A 21549-nucleotide genomic window follows, 5' to 3' on the forward strand; every position below is an offset into this window, starting at 1 on the left:
ACCCCTCCCGCCCCCGGAGCTCCCCATGCGTCCCACCCCGGCCCCCGCCCCGGCCGCGCCCGCCGCGCCCGGCCGGCACCCCAGAGCCTTCGAGCCCGTCACGCTCGTCGTGACGATCGTGCTGTCCGTGCTGGGCTCGGTCATCGGCCTCGTGCTGATCACCACCCTCGGCATCGCGCCCAACACCTCGGTCATCGGCGCGCTCATCGCCATGCTGATCGGCCGGATCTCCTTCGCCGCGCTGTCCCGCATGCGTGACCCGCACCGCCAGAACCTGGTGCAGTCCGCGATCTCCGGGTCCACCTTCGCCGCCGCCAACTCCCTGGTCACACCCATCGCCGTACCGTTCCTGCTGGGGCGGCCCGGACTGGTGTGGCCGATGCTGGGCGGCGCCGTCATCGGGCTCGCCGTCGACAGCTGGGTGCTCTACCGGGTCTTCGACTCCCGCCTGCTGCCCGCCTCCGCGGCCTGGCCTGCGGGGATCGCGGCGGCAGAGACGATCAAGGCCGGTGACGAGGGCGGCCGCAAGGCCGGGATGCTCGGCCTCAGCGCGGTCGTCGGCCTGGTCGGCTCCCTCTTCAAGCTGCCGATGAGCGCGGCGGGCGTGGCGTTCCTCGGCAACATCTGGGCCCTGCTGATGTTCGGCATCGGCCTGCTCGTGGCCCAGTACGCGCCGACCGTCCTGCACGTCGACCTCGCGGCGAACTACGTACCGCACGGCGTCATGATCGGCGCCGGTCTGGTGGCCTTGATCCAGGCGATCCTGATGATGCGCGACCGCAAGGGCGCGAAGGGGAAGGCGAAGGAGAACGCGCAGGGGGAGGCGCAGGCCGCCGGCGGCGGGGCGGCCGTGGCCCGTGCCGAGGACGACCGCTTCGACGCCGGTCACCGCACCGTCAGCGCCGCCCGGCTCCGCCGCGGCCTGCTGGAGGGCCTGGTCCTTTTCCTGATCGGCGCGGTCCTGATCGCCTTCGTCGGCGGCGTGAGCGCCGACATGTCCGGCGCCGGGCTCGTCGGCTGGGTGCTGCTCGCCGGGTTCGCCGCCCTCGTCCACCAGCTGATCGTCGGCCTCGCCGCCATGCACTCCGGCTGGTTCCCCGCCTTCGCGGTGACGCTGATCTTCCTGATCGTCGGGCTCGTCGTGGGCATCCCGATGGTCCCCCTCGCCCTCCTCGTCGGGTACGCCGCCTCCACCGGCCCCGCCTTCGCCGACGTCGGCTTCGACTTCAAGGCCGGCTGGCTGCTGCGCAAGGGCGCCGTGCCGTGGCACCCGTACGAGATGGCCGGGCGCCGGCAGCAGTACCTCGCGCAGCTCGTCGGCTTCGCCGTCGCCGTCGTGGTGGTGGCCGTCGCCTGGAAGCCGTTCTTCTCGGACGGCCGGGTCCCGCCGGTCGCCCAGGTCTACGTCGACACCATCAAGGCCGGCCTCACCGACGGGCACGCGCTGACGATGATGGCGCTGTGGGCGATCCCCGGAGCGATCGTCCAGTTCTTCGGCGGCTCCTCCCGTCAGATGGGCGTCCTGCTGGCCACCGGCCTGCTGGTCGCCACCCCGCAGGCCGGCTGGCTGGTGCTGCTCGCGCTCGCCGTCCGCTTCGCGTACGTCCGCCACCGCCGCCGGCGCGCGGCCCGGGAGAACGCGGACCCGGGCACGGCCGGCGAGACCGCCGACAACGACCTCGCCCTGGTCGGCGCCGGTCTGGTCGCGGGCAGCTCCCTCAACGACGTGAGCCAGATCTACAAGGCGTTCTGAGCCCCGACCGGGCGGGCGGGGCCCCGGCCCGGCCCGCCCGGTCGCAGCCGCGAAAGGAATCCCGTGCAGCAGCCCGCGCAGCAAACCGTGCAGCAGCCCGTCCGGCCCCCCACGCTCGGCCTCGTCACCATCGGCCAGGCGCCCCGCACCGACCTGACCGACGACGCCCGTCCGCTCCTCGCCGGCTTCGGCGTCGTCGAGCACGGCGCGCTCGACCTGGACCGCTTCGACGGCCCGGAGGGCGAGCACACCCGTGCCGCGCTGGCCCCCGCCGAGGGCGAGGCGCCCCTGATCTCCCGGCTGCGCGACGGCTCCTCCGTCGTGCTCGGCCACGACGCCCTCGCGCCCCGTATGCGGGACGCCGTGGCCCGCTGCGAGCGCGACGGCGCCGACGCCACCCTGCTGCTGTGCACGGGCCATTTCCCGGCCGTGCCCAGCAGGGGACCGCTGCTGCACGCCGAGCCCCTGGTGCAGCAGGGCGTACGGGCCCTCGCGGACCGCGCCGCGGTCGGCGTGGTCTGCCCGCTGCCCGCCCAGCGCGAGGACGTGGGCCGCCGCTGGGCGGAGCTGCTGCCGGGCCCGGTCTCGGTGGCCGCCGCCGACCCGTACGCGCCGGGCGCCCCCGAGGCCGTGGTGCCGGCGGCCCGGGAGCTGGCCGCCGAAGGCGCCCGGTGGCTGGTCCTGGACTGCATCGGCTACACCGAGCGGATGCGTGCGGCGGCGGCCGCAGCGGTGGCGCCCGGCGCCGTCGTCCTCCTCGCCCGCAGCCTCGCCGTCCGGCTCGCCGCCGAGGCGGCCACGGCCGTCGCCGCCGCGCGCGGCGGTCGCCCGGAGTGAGCGGCGGGGCCCCGGTTCCGGCCGTACCCGGCGGTATTCCCACCGGCGGCCGGGCCGCCCCGGGGACCTGAGAGAATGTGTGCCATGGCTCTCGATCGTCCGCGTGTGCTTTCCGGTATCCAGCCCACCGCCGGCTCCTTCCACCTCGGCAATTACCTCGGCGCGGTCCGCCAGTGGGTAGCCCTCCAGGAGTCCCACGACGCGTTCTACATGGTCGTGGACCTGCATGCGATCACCGTGCCGCAGGACCCGAAGGAGCTGCGCGCGAACACCCGCGTCGCGGTCGCCCAGCTGCTCGCGGCCGGCCTGGACCCCGAGCGCTGCACCCTCTTCGTCCAGAGCCACGTCCCCGAGCACGCGCAGCTCGCCTGGGTGCTGAACTGCCTCACCGGCTTCGGCGAGGCGTCCCGCATGACCCAGTTCAAGGACAAGTCGGCGAAGCAGGGCCAGGACCGTACGACGGTCGGCCTTTTCACGTACCCCGTCCTGATGGTCGCGGACATCCTGCTCTACCAGGCCAACCAGGTCCCGGTGGGTGAGGACCAGCGCCAGCACCTGGAGCTGACCCGGGACCTCGCGGACCGCTTCAACCAGCGCTTCGGTGACACGTTCACGATCCCGAACCCGTACATCGTCAAGGAGACCGCGAAGATCCAGGATCTTCAGGACCCGACGATCAAGATGAGCAAGTCGGCGTCCTCGCCGAAGGGCATCATCGACCTGCTCGACGAGCCCAAGGTCACGGCCAAGAAGATCAAGAGCGCGGTGACCGACACGGACACCGTGATCCGCTTCGACCGCGAGGCCAAGCCGGGCGTCAGCAACCTGCTGTCCATCCTCTCCACCCTCACCGGCACGGACATCCCGCAGCTGGAGAAGGACTACGAGGGCAAGATGTACGGCGCACTCAAGACCGACCTCGCCGAGGTGATGGTCGATTTCGTCACACCGTTCCGGGACCGTACGAAGGAATACCTCGACGATCCCGAGACGCTGGACTCGATCCTGGCGAAGGGTGCCGAGAAGGCGCGCGCGGTGGCCGCCGAGACGCTGGCCACCACATACGACCTGATCGGCTTCCTGCCCGCCAAGCACTGACCGGTGCCGCCGGGAGCGCCCCGGCCCCGCCAAGGGGGCCGGAGGTCCCGGCGGGGCGGGACCGACGACGCTCGCCGGAACGGCGTCGCACCCGGCACACTGGCAACCGGGGAAACCATCCTTTTCAGGGAGGAGAACGCAGTGGGGACCGTAACGCTCGGCGTTTCGATCGCGGTCCCGGAGCCGTACGGCCGCTTCCTCCAGGAGCAGCGCGCGGGCTTCGGTGACCCGGCCGCGCATGCCATCCCCACGCATGTCACCCTCCTCCCGCCCACCGAGGCCGACCCCGCCGACCTGCCGCGGGTCGAGGAGTACCTCGCGGAGGTCGCGGCGGACTTCCGGCCCTTCACGCTGCGGCTGAAGGGCACGGACACCTTCCGTCCGCTCTCGCCCGTGGTCTTCGTCAAGCTCGTCGACGGCAAGGCGGGCTGCACGGAGCTGCAGGAGCGGATCCGTGCCGCGTCCGGGCCGTGCGCCCGTGAGCTGCAGTTCCCGTACCACCCGCACGTCACCGTCGCCCACGGGATCTCCGAGGAGGCGATGGACCGGGCGCAGCGGGAGCTGGCGGACTTCGAGGCGGCCTGGACGATCGGCGGCTTCGCGCTGTACCAGCAGGGCGCGGACGGCGTCTGGCGGCTGGAGCGGGAGTACCCCTTCGGCGCGCCGGTGGCGGGCGTGCCCCGGCAGGTGGACCTCTCCCGGCCGCCGGCCCCCTCCCACTAGCCCTTTTCCGGCCTTCCCGGTACACCCCGCGGGCCCCTTCCGCCTGCGGTGTCCCCCGCGCGTCGGCGCGTCGTTCGGCCATCCGGAGGTTAGTGTTCCGCCGGACGGGACGCCGGCCGGAGGGGGTACACACGGCTCATGGAGTGGTTGACCAGGCTGCCGCTGATCGGTCCTGCCGTGGTGTGGCTGATGCGTACGCACCTGTGGCGGGCGTACCAGCGGATGGACCGCGTGCACTGGACCCGGCTGGCCGCCGCCATCACGTTCACCAGCTTCGTGGCGCTCTTCCCGCTGCTCACGGTCTCGGCGGCGGTCGGCGCCGCGACGCTCACCGACGCGCAGCTGCGCCAGTTCCAGCACCAGCTGACCGAGCAGGTCCCCGGCATCGCCCAGCAGCTGGACGTCGGGGCACTGGTGGACAACGCGGGCACGGTCGGGGTGATCGCCGGTGCCGCGCTGATCTTCACGGGCGTGGGCTGGGTCCAGTCGCTGCGGGACTGCCTGCGGGCGGTGTGGGAGACCGACGACGAGGACGGGAACTTCTTCGTCGCGAAGGCCCGCGACGGGGCCCTGCTGCTGGGCCTGGGCGGCGTGGCGGTGGTCTCGCTGGCCTGCTCGGCGTTCGCCTCGGCCGCGGTGGGGTGGGTGGCCCAGGCCCTCGGCATCCCCGAGGACGGCCTGGGCAGCGTCCTGCTGAAGCTGGCGGGCTTCCTGATCGCCGTACTCGCCGACTTCCTGCTGCTGGCGTACGTCCTGACCCAGCTGCCCGGCGCGGAGCCGCCGCGACGCGCGGTGGCCGTCGCGTCACTGATCGGCGCGGTCGGCTTCGAGGTGCTGAAGTACGCGCTCAGCGGCTATCTGCAGGGCGTCGCGGCGAAGAGCATGTACGGCGCGTTCGGCACGCCGATCGCGCTGCTGCTGTGGATCAACTTCACGGCGAAGCTGCTGGTCTTCTGCGCGGCCTGGACGGCCACCCAGGAGCCGGCCGACGAGCCGGTCGAGGTGCCGGACGCCTCGCCGGCGGGCGGCGCCGTGGAGGACGCCGCCTGATCATGCGGCGCCCTCCGTGACTGTCCGCTCAGCGGCCGCGGCGCCGTACCAGCTCCGGGAGCGGCCAGCGGCGGTGCACCGCGAGGGCCACGGCGCCCAGGACCACCACCGCGCCGCCCGCGATGCCGAGCGCGGTCCACGCGCCGCTCCGGCCCTCGGCGCCGTCCGTCGCGGCCAGGTGCGCGGCGGAGTGCTTCCCGTTGCCCTTGGCGGCGCTGTGCTTGCTCGCGTCGCCCTCCTTGCTCTGCGGGCCGACCAGCCGGCCCACCGGCTCGACCTTGTCGCGCGCCGCGAAGCCCCAGTCGAACAGCGACGCGGTCTCCTTGTAGACCTCGTTCGCCTCGTTCTTCGCCGGGTTCATGACCGTGACGAGGAGGACCTGGTCGCCGCGCTGCGCGACGCCGGTGAAGGTCGCGCCCGCGTGGGTGGTGTTGCCGTTCTTCACGCCCGCGATGCCCTCGTACGGCTTCCCGCCGTACACACCGGTCAGCAGCCGGTTGGTGTTCTGGATGCCGAAGGTCGGGCGCTTCTTGCCCTTCTTCGCCTCGCCGGGGAACTGCGCGAACGCCGTCGAGCAGTACTCCCGGAAGTCGGCGTTCTGGAGCCCGGAGCGGGCGAACAGGCTCAGGTCGTACGCGCTGGAGACCTGCCCCTTCGCGTCGTAGCCGTCCGGGGTGACGACATGCGTGTCGTGCGCGTTCAGCTGGTCCGCGTGGGCCTGCATGTCCCGGACGGTCTGCTCGACGCCCTGATTCATGGCGGCCAGGGTGTGCACCGCGTCGTTGCCCGACCGCAGGAAGACGCCCAGCCACAGGTCGTGGACCGTGTAGGTCTGGTGCTCCTTTATGCCCACCAGGCTGCTGCCCTCGCCCATGCCCGCCAGGTCCTCCGGCTCGACCTTGTGCTTCTCGGTCTTGGGGAACTTCGGCAGCAGCGTGTCGGCGAAGAGCATCTTCAGCGTGGAGGCGGGCGGCAGCCGCCAGTGCGCGTTGTGCGCGGCGAGCACCTCGCCGGACTCCGGGTCGGAGACGATCCACGAGCGTGCGGAGAGCCCCTTCGGCAGCTTCGGGGCGCCCTCCTTCAGCTGTACCTGGGTACCGGACTTCGCCAGCCGGTCGCCGCCCACGTGGGACATCGTGGCGGGCGGCTCGGGCTGCTTCGTGGGCTTCTTGTCATCGGCGTACGCGGGCGCCGTCATGGCCAGCGGCGCGGTCAGCGCGGCGCACACCAGGGCGGCGGCAGTGGCCCGGCGGCCGGTACGGCGGCGGGCGCGGGCGGGTGCGGCGGCGGGGGACGGGGACAGCGCGGGGGAGGGGGGAATCGTCGGCACGTCGGTGAACGTACCCGCAGCGCCCGCCCCGGTAGCGGGCGCCCCGTGAGACGCGGCCCCTGACGACGGCGCCGCCGGCCCGCCGCTCATACTGGAAGGCATGAAGCTCTCGCGCCCCGTCTCCTGGTTCCTGCTCGCCTTCGGGGTGTGGAGCTGGTTCATCTGGATCACTTTCGTCAAGAATCTGGTCAAGGACGGAAGTGGTCTCGCCTTCGATGACGCAGGTGACCCGACTGCCTACTTCTGGGTGCATCTGGCGCTCGCCGTGACGTCCTTTCTCTTGGGGACGGCAATCGGCGTGATCGGGTTGCGTGGCGTACGGGCCCTGCGGGGCAACGCCGCGGTCCCGGCGGACGACAAGTCCGCTACGTGATCTTCGTCCTGGTCATCGCGGCGATCTTCGCGCTGATCGGCGGGGTGCACTGGTACCTCTGGCGCCGCCTCGTCCGCGACACGACCACCCCCGGCAGCGGTCCGCGCCGGACCGGTACCGCGCTCGCGGTACTGCTCCCGCTGCTGATCCTCGGCGCGTTCGTCGTGCCCCGCACGGGCGCCCCGTTCCCCCTCCAGCAGCTCTTCGCCTGGCCGGGCTACCTCTGGCTCGCCCTCGTCCTCTACCTCACGCTCGCGCTGCTCGTCGGCGAGGCCGTACGCGCGGTCTGGCTACGGGTGCCGTCCCGCGGCGCGGTCGCGGGCGAGCCCGCGGGAGCGCCGGAGCCGGAGGCGTCCCCGGCCCCCGAGGTCCCCCCGGCCTCTGAGGGCTCTCCGCCGCCCTCCCGGCGCCTCTTCGTCGCCCGTTCGGTGGCCGTCGGCGCGACGGCCGCCGCTGCCGCGACCGTCGGCTACGGCACGTACAGCGTGCTCAGCGGCCCCCGCGTGAAGCGGGTGACCGTCCCCCTCGCCAAGCTGCCGCGCGCCGCGCACGGCTACCGCATCGCCGTCGTCAGCGACATCCACCTCGGCCCGATCCTCGGCCGCGCCCACACCCAGCGGGTCGTCGAGGCGGTCAACCGCACCAGCCCCGACCTGATCGCGATCGTCGGCGACCTCGTCGACGGCAGCGTCGCCGACCTCGGCCCCGCCGCCGAGCCGCTGCGCACCCTGTCGGCGCGGCACGGCGCGTACTTCGTCACGGGCAACCACGAGTACTTCTCCGGCGTGGAGGAGTGGGTGGACCACGTACGCGAACTGGGCGTCCACCCGCTGCGCAACGCCCGCGTCGAACTGCCCGGCTTCGACCTCGCCGGCGTCAACGACATCTCCGGCGAGAACCACGCCGACGGCCCCGACTACGGCCGCGCCCTCGGCGACCGCGACCCGGCCCGCGCCTCGGTCCTCCTGGCCCACCAGCCGGTGATGATCCACGAGGCGGTACGGCACGGTGTGGACCTCCAGCTCTCCGGCCACACCCACGGCGGCCAGCTCTGGCCCGGCAACCTGATCGCCGCCGCCGCGAACCCCACCGTCGCGGGCCTGGACCGCTACGGCGACACCCAGCTCTACGTCACCCGAGGCGCAGGCGCCTGGGGCCCACCCGTACGCGTCGGCGCCCCACCGGACATCACGGTCGTCCAGCTGGCCGCGCGGGACGCCTGACCAGCCCGTTTATGAACGCGGCCCAGGCGGCGTCCCCGAATATCAGCACGGGCCCATGCGGGTTTTTGCTGTCGCGGACGGGGACGCCGGCGGGCCGACTGACGTTGGCTTCGAGGCAGTTGCCCCCGTCGGCGCCGCTGTAGCTCGACTTACGCCACATGTGCGTACTCCTCTGTCACAGCCGCTATGAGGGCCAGCGATTCCTCGTGCGACAACGCGTCCCCCAGGGCCTGGTCGTACAGCGTCTGGCACTGGTGCACCGCGAAGGGGAGGTCGACGATGTTCCCAGTGTGCAGGCCCTCGGCGTAGATGATGGGCGCCGCGTCCTCGAACCACATCAACATGACCGAACTCGCTTCCTGGAGCGGGTGGGCGCCGGCCGCGAAGGGGAGCACGTGCACACGGATGCGCTCGCGGTTGCCCAGCTCGGCGATGTGCCGAAGCTGTTCGGCCATGGTGGCCGGGCCGCCGACGGGGCGCCACAGCACCGCTTCGTCGAGGAGGAACCACATCACCGGCCGCACGGGGTCGTCGAAGATGCGGGCGCGCTCCAGCCGTGTGACGACGACCCTGTCACAGGCCTCGTCGGTTCTGGGCGGGTAGTACGTGCGGAGCACGGCCCGCGCGTACGCCTCGGTCTGCAAGAGGCCGGGTACCAGCGATGACGCGTACTCGCGGATCATGATGGCCTGCTGTTCCAGCCCGGCCGCCTCCGCGAAATAGTCGGCGAGCGACCGGGGGGTCAACGTCGGCAGAAACCGCTCGAAGAACCCGCCCGTTTCCAGGACTTGGTCCAGCCGTCGCGCATCCTCCAGCGACGGCTTACGGCGCCCCGCCTCGATGTGGGCGATGTGCGTACGGGACATGATCGCCCGCTGGCTCAGCGCTTCCTGCGTCAGACCGGCCGCCTCGCGGCGCTGCCGCAGCTCGGTTCCGTACGCCGAACGCGACTCGGGAATCCCCTCACCCAGCATGTGCCCAACCCCCTTCGGTGACGGACCCGTTGTCACGTGTCACCTGCTGCTGAGCGTAGGGACGCCGGGCCAGGCTGGTGGGTGAGAGCTTGGTCCCGCCCCTCGAAGGAGTACCTCCGCATGCTGGCCGTACAGCCCCCCTCGTCCCTGCCCCTGCCGTCCCCACCGCCCTGGCCCGACTGCGAGGAGTGCGTGCGGCTGGCGAGGATGGAGCGGGCAGCGCGCGCGGCCCACGACCGGAGTCGGGAGACGGACGCCCGGGTCATGCTGCGCCACCACCACCGTGAGGCGCACGAAGCACACGAGGCGCGCGAGGCGCAGGAAAATCGGGCGACGCCCGGTCGGCCGGGCTGTTAGCTTCCGGAACATGGAACCGCTGTCCGAATCCGACATCCGCGCCTCTTTCGTGAACTGCTCGAAGGGGGAGGCGAAGCGGCTGAACATCCCCGCGGGGCTGGACGGCCTGCCGTGGGCGGACCTGGACTTCCTCGGGTGGCGTGACCCGCAGGCGCCCGACCGGGCCTATCTGGTCGCGCCCCGGGACGGCGGGCCGCTCGGCGTGACGTTGCGCCGGCCGCAGAACATCCGCCGGACGTTCACCAAGACCACGGTCTGCTCGCTCTGCCTGACCGGGCACGGCGGTTCCGGCGTGAGCCTGCTGGCCGCGCCCCGGGCCGGGGCCAGGGGGCGGCAGGGCAACACGGTCGGCGCGTACGTCTGCGCCGACCTCGCCTGCCCGCTCTACCTCCGCGGCAAGAAGAAGCCCGACCTCGCCGCGCGCTACGAGGAGCAGCTCAGCGTCGAGGAGAAGATCGCCCGGCTGACCGCCAACCTCGACGCGTTTCTCGCGAAGGTCACCGAGGCCGGCGGCCAGGGCTGACCCCCGCCGGATGGCCTTTCGGGCGGCTCTTCGTTCACCGATCTCTGCCCGGACATCCCTGGCCGTACGGCGCCGTGCCCCGTATCCAGGGAGGAACTGCCCACTCGCGATAGAGGACCCCATGCACGCACGGGACACCAGCAAGGCCACCGACGGCACGACCACCCGGCTGCCCGTCGGCCGTGTCCCGGTCCGTCCAGCCGGGTCCGAGGCGGGCCCGGTCAGGGCCGGAGCCGCGCCGGTGCCGTCGGTGCTCGACCTCCAGCGGGCCGCCGGCAACGCCGCCGTGACCCGCATGGTGCGGCAGGCGCGGGGCGGTACGCCCGACGTCCAGCGCGCCCCGAAGCAGGCCCCTGGCGCCTCGAAGCAGGGCGAGCACGTCTTCAACGCCCTCGACGCGCTGGCCATGAAGGCGTACACGACGCTGAAGGGCATGCGGGACGAGCGCATCGGCCAGCTGAACCAGCAGGTGACGAGCAAGAGCCTCAGCAAGGAGCAGGCGGGCCGCGCGGCGGGACAGAGTGGGGTGAAGGAGCGGCTGGAGCAATTGAGGACCCGTGCGGAGGAGGCGGGGCGCAAGCGGGACCACGCCCGGTACCGCTCGGCGATGCAGGGCGCCGAGAAGGGCGCGGGCGGCGACCAGAACTCCCGCGACTACTCGCAGCTGTCGAACGCTGTCATGTCCGCGCTGGCCACCTGCGGCACGAGCGGGTGGCGCGGCGGTGCGGCGCTGCAGAGCTACCGTGGCGCCAGGCTCGAATCGATCATCATCGACCAGGTCGCGCGGCAGCAGCTGCGCGACAACGAGCTGCCGAAGAGCGACAACAAGGCGTTCGACGCCTGGTTCGATGAGACCCGGGCCGCCATGAACGAGCTGTTCGAGGACATCATCGGCACGGCGGATGCCATGCACGAGATGCTGCGGGTGACCCGCCGGGGCGCGGGCGGCTACCCCGACCGGGGTCGGCCGGGAGCCGAGGAGCTGTCCGACACCGATGGCGAGTCCGCGGACGCCTGACCTGGCATCAGGAAGTCGTTCAGCAGCTCCGTCAGCTCGCGGACCAGCGGGCGCAGCACGCGGAAGCGGGAGGCGGAGATCAGCCGGGCGACGAGCGGGGCCGTACGGGTGACCAGGGCGCGGCTGCGGGCGCAGTCCGGCGACCGGTCGTGGACCCAGTACAGCACCAGGCCCATCTGCTGGAGCCAGAGCAGCCGGGGGAGCTGGTCGGCCAGCTCGGGCGCCGACTTCACGTCCGCGCCGGCCAGCACCTCCCGGCACAGGGCGACGGCCGCCTCGCGGGGGCCTTCGGAGGCGTCCGAGAAGGGGCTGAGCGGGCTGTCGGGGTCGGCGGCGTTCTTGAAGAACTGCGCGGCGAACCGGTGGTACGGGGCCGCGACGTCCAGCCAGCTGAGCAGCAGCCCGCGGATGCGGGCCGACAGGTCCGTCTCCGTGGCGAGCACCCGGGCGGCGGCCGTCCGGTGCTCGTCGGCGATCCGGTCGTAGAACCCCTGGATCAGGTGTTCCTTGGAGGCGAAGTAGTAGTACGCGTTGCCGACCGAGACCCCGGCCTCCTGGGCGATGGCCCGCATGGTGGTCTTGTCGTACCCGCGCTCCTCGAACAGCTTCATCGCGGCCTGGAGGATGCGGGTGCGGGTCTGCTCGCCCTTGGCGGGCCGGGGAGCCTCGGTCGTCTCGTCACTCACAAGGGCTGACCTTAGCCGGGACGTACGACCAGCCCCGTGCCCGGTCGTACGTCCAGCCGTCGGCCCGCTCCTGTGCGGGACCCGTGGGGTGGTACGCCGCGCGGTACTTGGCCGCCGCCAGTACGGCCGCCCTGGCCAGCGGCGCGCCGGCCGGGGTGGCGAGGCGGTGGGCCGTGGCGCGGTGGGCGGCCAGCGCCCAGAGGCAGACGATCCAGGCGGCGGCGCCCCGGTAGACCTGGCCCCCGTCGCCGACGCAGGTGATCTCCTGGCAGGTGGCCTCGTGGTCCAGGCCGGGGAAGCGGCGCCGCGCCTCGTCCGAGCCGGCCGGGACCGGGACGAGGGGGACCAGCTGGCGCTGCCGGGTCAGCCAGTCCCGTACGAAGGCGCAGAGCGCGCAGTCCGGGTCGTAGAGCACGGTGACGGACCGGAGCGGCGTCCGCGGCCGTGCCGCCGGCGCTGTCATGGCGTCAGGCCTGCGCCGGGGCGGTGAAGCCCTGCGGCTCGACCGGCGGCAGCTGTTCGCGCTCCATGGCGCCGCGGCGCCGGATGCGGCTGAGGACGTAGACGTTGGCCAGGTGCAGGACGCCCAGTACGAGCAGGACGACGCCGAGCTTGAGCGAGAGGGTCTCGACCAGGCCGCGTGCGGTGGTCACGGCGTCGGCGGCGCGCAGGTACAGGGCGACGAAGCCCAGGTTGACCAGGTAGAAGCCGACGACGAGCAGGTGGTTCACGGCGTCCGCGAGCTTTTCGTTCCCCCGCAGGACGTCGGCCAGGAAGACCTGGCCGTTCCGGCTGAGGGTGCGGGCGACCCAGACGGTCAGGGCGATGCTGACCAGTGCGTATACCGCATATGCAACGACGGTGAGCTCCATGGGACGACCTTTCTGAACGTGTTCAAATCCCCGTTGTCGTGAGAGTAGACCTCTTCTTGAACATGTTCAAGTGCGGGAGAGGGGCCCGCCCCTTCGCGGGGCGGGGGAGGGGGAGCGGGAGAGGAGGAGGCGTCAGAGGCCGTGTTCCGTGAGGAAGTCGGTGATCAGCCGCTCCCACTTGTCCGGGCACTCGTGCATCGGCACGTGGCCGGCGGCGAGCCCGGCGTACCGGGCGCCGGGGATGCGGTCGGCGAGGTAGCGGGAGTGCGCCGGGTCGACCAGCTGGTCGTGGAGGGTCGCGATGACGAGTGTGGGGGCGGAGACCCGCGGCAGGTCGGCGCGGGTGTCCAGGGTCCGCACCAGCGCCGCCTGGTCGGCCGAGCCGGCCGGCACCAGCTCGGGGCAGGGGTCCAGCAGCGTCTCGACGTCGTCGGCCGGCAGCCCGTCGAGGTGGCCGGGGGCCCAGCCGCTGAGCGTGCGGGCCAGCGCGAGGCCCGTGTAGTCGTCCTGCTCCAGCAGCCGCTGCCACAGGGCCAGCCAGAGGTCCGTACGGCGGTCGGGCGCCGCGAGCCCCGCGGTGAGGACGAGGCCGCTGACCCGGCGCGGATAGCGCGTCGCGGCGCGGACGGCGACCGCAGTGCCGAGCGAGTAGCCGATGAGCGTGAACGTCTCCAGGCCGGCCGCCACCGCGCCGTCCACGACCGCGTCGGTGAGGGCGTCCAGGGTGAGCGGGCCGGAGGCGCGCGGGGTGCGGCCGGAGCCGGGGTAGTCGGGCGCGACGACGGTGTGGCCGGAGTCGGCGAGCGCCGGTAAGAGCCGGGCGAAGTTGTCGTCGATGCTGCCGGTGGCACCGTGGGCCAGCACGATGCCGGGACCGGATCCGGTGACGGTGGCGGAGAGCGGGGGCAGGGGTCGGTGCGGGGAGAGGGGGGCGGTGTCGTTCGTCATACGGGAGAGCATTCCCCGAGACGAACGCCGTACCTACGCCAAGGGCCCCCGCCCGGAACGAAATCCGGACAGGGGCCCTTGGCGGGATCAGGCTCGCAGGCCGTTAGAAGCGCCGGGTGATCAGCGCTCGCTTGACCTCCTGGATCGCCTTCGTCACCTCGATGCCACGGGGGCACGCGTCGGTGCAGTTGAAGGTCGTACGGCAGCGCCAGACGCCGTCCTTGTCGTTCAGGATCTCCAGGCGCTGCTCACCCGCCTCGTCACGCGAGTCGAAGATGAAGCGGTGCGCGTTGACGATCGCCGCCGGGCCGAAGTACTGGCCGTCGTTCCAGAACACCGGGCACGAGGACGTGCACGCGGCGCACAGGATGCACTTGGTGGTGTCGTCGAAGCGCTCGCGGTCCTCGGCGGTCTGCAGGCGCTCGCGCGTCGGCTCGTTGGTGTCCTTCGTGATCAGGAAGGGCATCACGTCGCGGTAGGCCTGGAAGAACGGCTCCATGTCCACGACGAGGTCCTTCAGGACCGTCAGGCCCTTGATGGCCTCGACCGTGATCGGCTTCTCAGGGTTGATGTCCTTGATCAGCGTCTTGCAGGCGAGCCGGTTCTTGCCGTTGATCCGCATGGCGTCGGAACCGCAGATGCCGTGCGCGCAGGAGCGGCGGAAGGTCAGCGTGCCGTCCTGCTCCCACTTGATCTTGTGCAGACCGTCGAGCACGCGCTCCTTGGGGTCCAGCTCCAGCTGGAAGTCCTGCCAGTCCGCGTCCGCCGAGACCTCCGGGTTGAACCGGCGGATCCGGAAGGTCACGGTGATCTTCTGGGCAGCGGTGCTCTCGGCCGCGTCCAGTGCCGCCGAGTGCTTGTCAAGCGTGGGGGTGCTCATCAGTACTTACGCTCCATCGGCTGGTAGCGGGTCTGGACGACCGGCTTGTAGTCGAGACGGATCGACTCCTTGCCGTCAGCGCCGACCTCGCGGTACGCCATGGTGTGCCGCATGAAGTTGACGTCGTCGCGGTTCGGGAAGTCCTCGCGGTAGTGACCGCCGCGGGACTCCTTGCGGGCCAGTGCGGAGACCGCCATGACCTCGGCCAGGTCGAGCAGGTTGCCCAGCTCGATGGCCTCCAGCAGGTCGGTGTTGAAGCGCTTGCCCTTGTCCTGCACGGAAACGTTCAGGTAGCGCTCGCGCAGCTCGCCGATCTTCTCGACCGCGGTCTTGATCGTCTGCTCGGTGCGGAACACCATCACGTTGGCGTCCATGCACTCCTGAAGCTCGGTACGGAGCTTGGTGACGCTCTCCGTGCCGTTGGAGTCGCGCAGCCGCTCGACCTGGTCCTGGACCTGCTTGGCCGGGTTCTCGGGCAGCTCGACGAACTCGCTCTTGTGCGCGTACTCCGCGGCGGCGATGCCCGCGCGGCGGCCGAACACGTTGATGTCCAGCAGCGAGTTCGTGCCCAGCCGGTTGGCGCCGTGCACGGAGACACAGGCGACCTCGCCGGCGGCGTACAGGCCCGGGACGACGGTGGTGTTGTCGGCCAGCACCTCGCCCTCGACGTTGGTCGGGATGCCGCCCATGGCGTAGTGCGCGGTCGGCTGGATCGGGATCGGGTCCGTGTAGGGCTCGATGCCGAGGTAGGTCCGCGCGAACTCGGTGATGTCGGGCAGCTTGGCGTCCAGCTGCTCCGGCGGCAGGTGGGTGAGGTCGAGGTAGACGTGGTCGCCCTCGGGACCGCAGCCACGGCCCTCGCGGATCTCCGTGTAGATGGAGCGCGAGACGACGTCACGCGAGGCGAGGTCCTTCATGACCGGCGCGTACTTCTCCATGAAGCGCTCGCCGTCCTTGTTGCGGAGGATGCCGCCCTCACCACGGGCGCCCTCCGTCAGCAGGATGCCCATCCGCCAGATGCCGGTCGGGTGGAACTGGAAGAACTCCATGTCCTCCAGCGGCAGCCCGCGGCGCCAGGCGGCGGCCTGGCCGTCACCGGTCAGGGTGTGCGCGTTGGAGGTCACCTTGAAGAACTTGCCGGTGCCGCCGGACGCGAAGATGATCGACTTCGCCTGGAAGACGTGGATCTCGCCGGTCGCCAGCTCGTAGGCGACGACACCGGCGGACTTCTTGACCCCGTCGACCTCGTTCAGCAGCAGGTCCAGGACGTAGAACTCGTTGAAGAACTCCACGCCCTCCTTGACGCAGTTCTGGTACAGCGTCTGGAGGATCATGTGGCCGGTGCGGTCCGAGGCGTAGCAGGACCGGCGGACCGGGGCCTCACCGTGGTTACGGGAGTGACCGCCGAAGCGGCGCTGGTCGATGGTGCCGTTCGGGGTCCGGTTGAACGGCAGGCCCATCTTCTCCAGGTCGAGGACCGAGTCGATGGCCTCCTTCGCGAGGATCTCGGCGGCGTCCTGGTCGACCAGGTAGTCGCCACCCTTGATCGTGTCGAAGGTGTGCCACTCCCAGTTGTCCTCCTCGACGTTCGCCAGGGCGGCGGCCATGCCGCCCTGCGCCGCGCCGGTGTGGGAGCGAGTGGGGTAGAGCTTCGTCAGGACGGCGGTGCGGCTGCGCTTCGTCGACTCGATGGCCGCGCGCATGCCGGCGCCACCCGCGCCGACGATGACGGTGTCGTACTTGTGGATCTTCATTGTTCCAGTCAGCCCCGGCTTTAGCGGATGTTCGGGTCGAAGGTGAAGATCACCAGCGTGCCCAGAAGGACGGTGAACACCGTGGCGGCGTACAGCAGCATCTTCAGCCAGAAGCGGGTGTTGTCCCGCTGCGCGTAGTCGTTGATGACCGTGCGCAGGCCGTTCGCGCCGTGCAGCATCGCGAGCCACAGCATGATCAGATCCCAGGCCTGCCAGAACGGCGAGGCCCAGCGGCCCGCCACGAAGGCGAAGCCGATCTTGCTCACGCCGCCGTCCAGCACCAGCTGGACCAGCAGGTGGCCGAGGACCAGGACGACCAGCACGATGCCGGACAGCCGCATGAACAGCCAGCCGTACAGCTCGAAGTTGGTCCGGGTCGACCGCGGGGTCTTCTTCGTACGGGCGCGGGGCGGCTCGATGACGGGAGCCGGGTTGTCCACGTCGTACAGGGACACGGAGTCGTTCACAGGAGTCGTCTCAGCAGAGGACATCGCGCTTCATCAGCTCCCGAACAGCGTGCGCAGGGTGTGCTGCAGCACGGGGTAGAAGGCGCCGGCCATCAGGACGGCCCAGACACCGACAACGGTCCACAGCAGCTGCTTCTGGTACCGCGTGCCCTTGGACCAGAAGTCCACGGCCACGACGCGCAGGCCATTGAGCGCGTGGAAGAGGATGGCGGCCACGAGGCCGTACTCCATCACGTTGACGAGGGGCGTCTTGTAGGTAGCGACTACGTCGTCGTAGGCCTCGGGGGAGACGCGAACGAGAGCGGTGTCGAGCACGTGCACGAACAGGAAGAAGAAAATGAGGACGCCGGTGACTCGATGAGCCACCCAGGACCACATACCTTCCCGGCCGCGATACAGCGTTCCAGCCGGCACGGAAAAACCCTCCGGGAGCGGGGACTGGGGCCTGCCGGCTTCACTGTCGGTCTGGCCCGGCCGGGTACGGTCCACCGGCCCTGGCCATCGTAGCGACGACTTGTCGGTTCCTCCCGCCGGGGTCCTCAGGTGTGATCAAACAAGCACGGACGGACTATCGGACAGGGAGGAAACGGGCTATCAGGGACCTTGACCGACAAGCTGGGCGAGGCGGCCGCGGGCGATCCGGCGCAGTTCCTCGGCGGCGACGGCGCGCTCCTCGTCCGGCTCGTGCGCCAGCCGGTCCCGGATACCGCTCAGTACGTGGTCCAGCAGTCGGTCCTCGCGCAGTCCGTCCAGGCAGATCACGAAGACATGGCGGAAGCGGCGCTCGTACTCCGCGTGGGCGGCGCGCAGTGCGGTGTGGGCCGCGAGGGTGCCGCGGCCGCGGGCGCCCGCGAGCGGCTGCGGCGACACGGACTCCTCGGCCAGCGCCTCGGCGAGGTCGGCCGGGCTGAGGTCGTAACTGGCCTCGTCGGCGGCCGCCAGCAGCGCTTCCAGGTCGGGATACGGGCGGTGCGCGGCGATCCGGCGGGCCCAGCGGCGGCTTCCGCAGCAGGCCAGCAGCGCGGTCTCGGCGGCTCCGGCGGCGGCCGAATTGAAACGGTCGAGTCCGGGCGCGCCGTCCGGCGCCACCCGCCGCGGGCGGCACGTCTGCGAGGGTATGCCGGGCCGGGCAGTGGGCAGAGTGGTCGGCCGGGCGGGGGACTCGTCGGACAGCGTGAACTCCTCGGATTTCGGGATGCATGGGGGGCGACCCGGAGTGGGGTGCGCGGTCCGCTTCTCCGGTCAGGGCGGCCACACCGTCAGGGTGGCGAGGGCACTGAGGAAGGGGGGACTGCCGGCGCTCGCGCCGTCTTCTGGGCATGGAGGCTCGGTGACGGGCGGGCGAATCGTCACCGTAACGACGGGAGTCGGACTCTGTCCGACGGATGCGCGAATTTCACCCGGATGAGAGAGCTTTCGCGCGCGTAGTGGACGAGACGTTTCTCCAGCTGGTCATACTTCGCCCTGGAAAGGGAGGTTTGCGTAGATGAGGAAGTTGACGGCATGGGTGGCACTGGCCGCCTCGGCCCTGACCATCACCGGCTGCTCCGGCGACTCCGGACAGCGCGGCAGCGGCAGCGGAAGCCAGGATTCAAAGTCCCCCACGTCCGCCGCGTCCTCCGCCGCGCCCACGCCCCGCTGGGCCGCGGTCAAGGGAGCCCCGCGCACGATCCCCGCAGTCCGCTCCTTCAAGGCGGCCGACGGGAACGGCTGGCGGGTCTCGAAGAACGCACGCGTCGTCGTCCCCGCGGGCCAGGACAGCCCGCTCGCCGACGAGGCCCGCCGGCTCGCCGCCGACCTCGGCGGCCTGAAGCTGTCCTGGCAGGACGACGCCCGGCCCGGCGACATCGAGCTGGCGGTCTCCGGCAAGGGCAAGGCCGCGAAGGCGAACAACGCGGCCCCCGCGAGCACCGCCGACGAGGCCTACACGATCACCGCTCGCGACACCCGGCTCACCCTGACCGCGCCCACCGACACCGGCGTCTTCAACGCCACTCGCACGGTCGTGCAGTCCGTACGCGCCGCGAACGGCGTCCCCGAGGGCACCATCGAGGACCGCCCCGACCGGGCCCAGCGCGGCCTGCTCATGGACATCGCCCGCAAGCACTACACGGCCGACTGGCTGGAGAAGCGCATCCGGGAAATGGCCGATCTCAAGCTCAACCAGCTCCAGCTGCACTTCTCCGACGACCAGGCGTTCCGGATCGAGAGCTCCAGCCACCCGGAAATCGTTTCGAAGGACCACCTCACCAAGGCGCAAGTACGCCACCTGGTGAAGCTCGCCCGCGAACTGCACATCACCGTCATCCCCGAGCTGGACTCCCCGGGCCACCTCGGCGCGGTGATCGACAAGCACCCCTCGCTCCAGCTGCGCAGCGCCGCCGGCACCTCCCAGCGCGGCGCGATCGACATCTCGCAGCCCAAGGCCGCGCGGATCGTCGACGACCTGCTCAAGGAGTACGCGAAGCTGTTCGCCGAGGAGGGCGTGCCCGGACCGCACTGGCACCTGGGCGGCGACGAGTACCGCGCCCTGACGGTGAAGTCCCCCGGCGCCACCTACCCGCAGCTCGCCCGCGCCGCCACGAAGAAGTACGGCGCCAAGGCCACCGTCCAGGACCTGACGACCGGCTGGCTCAACGACCGCGAGAAGACCCTGCGCAACGCGGGAGTGCAGCAGGTCGAGGCCTGGAACGACGGCTTCCACGACAGCAAGGTGGTCACCCCCGCCAAGGACCGTACGGTCGCGTACTGGACCGGCAAGGAGATCGGCGCGAACGAACCCGCCCCGTTCCTGAAGGCGGGGCGCACGGTCGTGAACCTCAACGACGAGTACCTCTACTACGTGCTCGGCCAGCCGAACGACTTCACCTACCCGACCGGCGAGCGCATCTACAAGGAGTGGACCCCGGCCGTGCTGCGCGGCAGCAGCCCGGTGGCCGCCTCGCTCGCCGGGCCCGACCGCGTCCCCGGCGCCCGCCTCGGCGTCTGGGGCGACCTCCCGCAGTCCCAGACCACCGAGCAGGTCGCCCGCGGCATCCGGATGCCGCTCGTCGCGCTCTCCCAGAAGGTCTGGGACCCGCGGAAGCCGCAGCTGTCCTGGACCGACTTCACGTCCCGGGCCGCGACGGTGGCACCCGCCCGCTGAACGGCCCTGACGTACGCCTTTCCCCCGGTATGTCACGGTCCGCTGTGACGTTCCTGCGCCCCGGCACGCTGTACGGCGCAGCAAGGAAGTGCCCGGCTGCGAAGGGGAAGGCGTACGTCATGAGCCTGGTGGAACTGGTCGCGCGTGCCGATGCGCGCGGGCTGGCGGCGAGCGGTCTCGCCTGCCTGGACCGCTGTCTGCCGCTGCTCGGCGCCGACGACGACGCGCTGCGCCCGCTGTGGGCGAGCCTGACGGCGGACGGCACGGCATGGAGCCCCCAGCTGACCGCGGTACGGGCCCTGCTGCCGCAGGCGCCGGCCGACGCCGCGCCGGGCACCGAGGACCCCGCGGCGCTGGCCCGCCGGATGGCCGACGGCGCGCCGGCCGACCGCTCCGACGACGCGGCGCTGCGCGCCTGGGCCGACGACTGCTCCCTCGCGGCGCTCCGCATCCACAGCCTGCTCGACCCCGGCGCCACGGACGCGGTCACGTACACCCTGGAGGACCGCCGCGCGGGCCGTACGGACGGCATGACGCCGCTGGTCGAGGCCGAACTCCGGCGGCAGACGACCATCCTGGAACTGCTCTCCGCGCACGGCTCCGTGGGCCTGCGGCAGGCGGTGGAGCTCTCCGCCGAGGGCCGCCGCGTGGTGCGCGCCGTCGTCTCACGGCAGGCCCGCGGGGCCGTCTGAGCCTTTTCACCTCCCCGATCGGACGCCGGCCGGCCACGTGCCGCGGCCGGCGTCCGTCGTTGCTGGTCACGGGGGTACCGGCGGCTCGGCGCCCGCGACACTGTGACATTTCCGTCCGTTCCCACGCTGATGACATCGGGGGCACGGACGCCCTGATCCGTGCCACGCCACGACGGGTGTCTCGGACCTGGACGCATGAAGAGGACAGCGGTTGGGCCGGAGAGCGGAACCGCGTCGCGCATCGGCGCACGACGGGGAGCTGGGCGCGGCCGTGGCACGGGCTCAGCAGGGGGACGAGGCCGCCTTCGCGGTCGCGTACCGCCTGGTGCAGCCGGGGCTGCTCGGCTATCTGCGCGGACTCGTCGGCGAAGCGGCCGAGACCGTGGCGGCCGAGGCGTGGCAGGAGATCGCCCGCGACCTCGGACAGTTCCGCGGCGACGGCGCGGCGTTCCGCGGCTGGGCCACGGCCGTCGCCCGGCACCGGACGCCGGCCGCGCCACGCCGCCCGGAAGCGGGACGGCGGGCCGCCGCGCCGGAGCCGGAGCCGGACGGGCCGGAGCCGGACGGGCCGGAGCCGGACGGGCCGGAGCCGGGTGGGCCGGAATCGGCCGGGCGGGCGCTGGAGCTGATCGCGGGGCTGCCGCGCGATCAGAGCGAGGCAGTGCTGCTGCGTGTCGTGGTCGGCCTCGACGGCCCGGCGGCCGCCCGGGTCCTGGGGCAGCGGCCCGAGGCCGTACGGGCGTCGGCCCACCGGGGGCTGCGGCGGCTGGCGGCACGGCTGGACGAACGGGGAAACGGGGAAGACCGAAGCGGAACGAGGGACAAGAGGAGAAGGTGAGGGGCCAC

24 protein-coding genes are annotated in these 21549 nt (G+C 71.8%); 12 read left to right on the forward strand and 12 right to left on the reverse strand.

What is annotated here, in order from left to right; genetic code table 11:
* The first annotated feature begins 25 nt into the window (after positions 1-25).
* The 5 genes from ABZ840_RS16370 (at position 26) to ABZ840_RS16390 (ending at position 5461) form a co-directional block, all read left to right on the forward strand.
* Positions 26-1753, forward strand: a complete 1728-nt coding sequence (locus ABZ840_RS16370; RefSeq protein ID WP_361559665.1) for an OPT/YSL family transporter — start codon at positions 26-28, stop codon at positions 1751-1753.
* 63 nt (positions 1754-1816) lie between these two features.
* Complete coding sequence (locus ABZ840_RS16375; protein ID WP_361559668.1) at positions 1817-2590, forward strand: AroM family protein; 774 nt, start codon at positions 1817-1819, stop codon at positions 2588-2590.
* Between the two features lie 84 nt (positions 2591-2674).
* Positions 2675-3688: a tryptophan--tRNA ligase gene (gene trpS, locus ABZ840_RS16380; protein ID WP_361559671.1), complete on the forward strand. Its 1014-nt coding sequence runs from the start codon at positions 2675-2677 to the stop codon at positions 3686-3688.
* 141 nt (positions 3689-3829) lie between these two features.
* Positions 3830-4411, forward strand: a complete 582-nt coding sequence (locus ABZ840_RS16385) for a 2'-5' RNA ligase family protein (protein ID WP_361559674.1) — start codon at positions 3830-3832, stop codon at positions 4409-4411.
* Between the two features lie 138 nt (positions 4412-4549).
* Positions 4550-5461 (forward strand): YihY/virulence factor BrkB family protein, encoded by a 912-nt coding sequence (locus tag ABZ840_RS16390; protein ID WP_361559676.1) that lies wholly within the window; start codon positions 4550-4552, stop codon positions 5459-5461.
* A gap of 28 nt (positions 5462-5489) precedes the next feature.
* On the opposite strand, the gene ABZ840_RS16395 is transcribed toward ABZ840_RS16390, so the two are convergent.
* The gene (locus tag ABZ840_RS16395; protein ID WP_361559934.1) at positions 5490-6659 is read right to left on the reverse strand and encodes a D-alanyl-D-alanine carboxypeptidase; all 1170 of its coding nucleotides are present in this window, start codon (positions 6657-6659) and stop codon (positions 5490-5492) included.
* A gap of 232 nt (positions 6660-6891) precedes the next feature.
* Between ABZ840_RS16395 and ABZ840_RS16400 the strand changes: the two genes are divergently transcribed.
* On the forward strand, positions 6892-7164 hold the full coding sequence (locus ABZ840_RS16400; protein ID WP_361559679.1) for a hypothetical protein: 273 nt from the start codon (positions 6892-6894) through the stop codon (positions 7162-7164).
* Positions 7161-8387 (forward strand): metallophosphoesterase, encoded by a 1227-nt coding sequence (locus ABZ840_RS16405; protein ID WP_361559682.1) that lies wholly within the window; start codon positions 7161-7163, stop codon positions 8385-8387. The genes ABZ840_RS16400 and ABZ840_RS16405 overlap by 4 nt, the downstream gene beginning before the upstream one ends.
* Here the strand turns inward: ABZ840_RS16405 and ABZ840_RS16410 are convergent.
* Both ABZ840_RS16410 and ABZ840_RS16415 read right to left on the reverse strand, forming a co-directional pair.
* Positions 8353-8547 carry a DUF397 domain-containing protein gene (locus ABZ840_RS16410; protein WP_361559685.1) on the reverse strand — a complete coding sequence of 65 codons (195 nt, stop codon included), beginning with the start codon at positions 8545-8547 and terminating at the stop codon, positions 8353-8355. The genes ABZ840_RS16405 and ABZ840_RS16410 overlap by 35 nt on opposite strands.
* Entirely contained in the window at positions 8537-9361 is an 825-nt protein-coding gene (locus ABZ840_RS16415) for a helix-turn-helix transcriptional regulator (RefSeq protein WP_361559688.1), read from the reverse strand. Before ABZ840_RS16415 ends, ABZ840_RS16410 begins: the two co-directional genes overlap by 11 nt.
* A gap of 367 nt (positions 9362-9728) precedes the next feature.
* Here ABZ840_RS16415 and ABZ840_RS16420 point away from each other — a divergent pair, with 367 nt between their 5' ends.
* Both ABZ840_RS16420 and ABZ840_RS16425 read left to right on the forward strand, forming a co-directional pair.
* A complete protein-coding gene (locus ABZ840_RS16420; protein ID WP_361559691.1) occupies positions 9729-10241 on the forward strand; it encodes an FBP domain-containing protein in 513 nt (170 codons plus the stop codon).
* Between the two features lie 121 nt (positions 10242-10362).
* On the forward strand, positions 10363-11259 hold the full coding sequence (locus ABZ840_RS16425) for a hypothetical protein (protein ID WP_361559694.1): 897 nt from the start codon (positions 10363-10365) through the stop codon (positions 11257-11259).
* On the opposite strand, the gene ABZ840_RS16430 is transcribed toward ABZ840_RS16425, so the two are convergent.
* The 9 genes from ABZ840_RS16430 to ABZ840_RS16470 all read right to left on the reverse strand — a co-directional run bounded on the left by ABZ840_RS16430 (position 11190) and on the right by ABZ840_RS16470 (position 17955).
* Positions 11190-11945: a TetR family transcriptional regulator gene (locus ABZ840_RS16430; RefSeq protein WP_361559697.1), complete on the reverse strand. Its 756-nt coding sequence runs from the start codon at positions 11943-11945 to the stop codon at positions 11190-11192. The two genes, ABZ840_RS16425 and ABZ840_RS16430, sit on opposite strands and share 70 nt — an antisense overlap.
* A complete protein-coding gene (locus ABZ840_RS16435) occupies positions 11938-12408 on the reverse strand; it encodes a DCC1-like thiol-disulfide oxidoreductase family protein (protein ID WP_361559700.1) in 471 nt (156 codons plus the stop codon). Before ABZ840_RS16435 ends, ABZ840_RS16430 begins: the two co-directional genes overlap by 8 nt.
* Positions 12409-12412: 4 nt before the next feature.
* A complete protein-coding gene (locus ABZ840_RS16440) occupies positions 12413-12817 on the reverse strand; it encodes a hypothetical protein (RefSeq protein ID WP_361559703.1) in 405 nt (134 codons plus the stop codon).
* 132 nt (positions 12818-12949) lie between these two features.
* On the reverse strand, positions 12950-13765 hold the full coding sequence (locus tag ABZ840_RS16445; RefSeq protein WP_361559706.1) for an alpha/beta hydrolase: 816 nt from the start codon (positions 13763-13765) through the stop codon (positions 12950-12952).
* A 103-nt stretch (positions 13766-13868) separates the two neighbouring features.
* Positions 13869-14645 carry a succinate dehydrogenase iron-sulfur subunit gene (locus tag ABZ840_RS16450; protein ID WP_361559709.1) on the reverse strand — a complete coding sequence of 259 codons (777 nt, stop codon included), beginning with the start codon at positions 14643-14645 and terminating at the stop codon, positions 13869-13871.
* Positions 14645-16399, reverse strand: a complete 1755-nt coding sequence (sdhA, locus tag ABZ840_RS16455) for a succinate dehydrogenase flavoprotein subunit (RefSeq protein ID WP_361559712.1) — start codon at positions 16397-16399, stop codon at positions 14645-14647. Before sdhA ends, ABZ840_RS16450 begins: the two co-directional genes overlap by 1 nt.
* Positions 16400-16419: 20 nt before the next feature.
* Entirely contained in the window at positions 16420-16890 is a 471-nt protein-coding gene (locus tag ABZ840_RS16460; RefSeq protein ID WP_030254128.1) for a succinate dehydrogenase hydrophobic membrane anchor subunit, read from the reverse strand.
* 9 nt (positions 16891-16899) lie between these two features.
* On the reverse strand, positions 16900-17280 hold the full coding sequence (sdhC, locus tag ABZ840_RS16465) for a succinate dehydrogenase, cytochrome b556 subunit (RefSeq protein ID WP_361559716.1): 381 nt from the start codon (positions 17278-17280) through the stop codon (positions 16900-16902).
* 180 nt (positions 17281-17460) lie between these two features.
* Entirely contained in the window at positions 17461-17955 is a 495-nt protein-coding gene (locus tag ABZ840_RS16470; protein WP_361559719.1) for a 2-oxo-4-hydroxy-4-carboxy-5-ureidoimidazoline decarboxylase, read from the reverse strand.
* A gap of 397 nt (positions 17956-18352) precedes the next feature.
* On the opposite strand from ABZ840_RS16470, the gene ABZ840_RS16475 reads away from it, so the two are divergent.
* From ABZ840_RS16475 to ABZ840_RS16485, 3 genes are all read left to right on the forward strand, one after another.
* Positions 18353-20011 carry a glycoside hydrolase family 20 protein gene (locus tag ABZ840_RS16475; RefSeq protein ID WP_361559722.1) on the forward strand — a complete coding sequence of 553 codons (1659 nt, stop codon included), beginning with the start codon at positions 18353-18355 and terminating at the stop codon, positions 20009-20011.
* Positions 20012-20130: 119 nt separating this feature from the next.
* Positions 20131-20703 (forward strand): hypothetical protein, encoded by a 573-nt coding sequence (locus ABZ840_RS16480; RefSeq protein WP_361559725.1) that lies wholly within the window; start codon positions 20131-20133, stop codon positions 20701-20703.
* Positions 20704-20914: 211 nt separating this feature from the next.
* Positions 20915-21541: a sigma factor-like helix-turn-helix DNA-binding protein gene (locus tag ABZ840_RS16485; RefSeq protein ID WP_361559728.1), complete on the forward strand. Its 627-nt coding sequence runs from the start codon at positions 20915-20917 to the stop codon at positions 21539-21541.
* Positions 21542-21549 lie beyond the last annotated feature (8 nt).

Source organism: Streptomyces sp. NPDC047117 (genome assembly GCF_040643545.1).
In the GTDB taxonomy this organism is placed as follows: domain Bacteria; phylum Actinomycetota; class Actinomycetes; order Streptomycetales; family Streptomycetaceae; genus Streptomyces.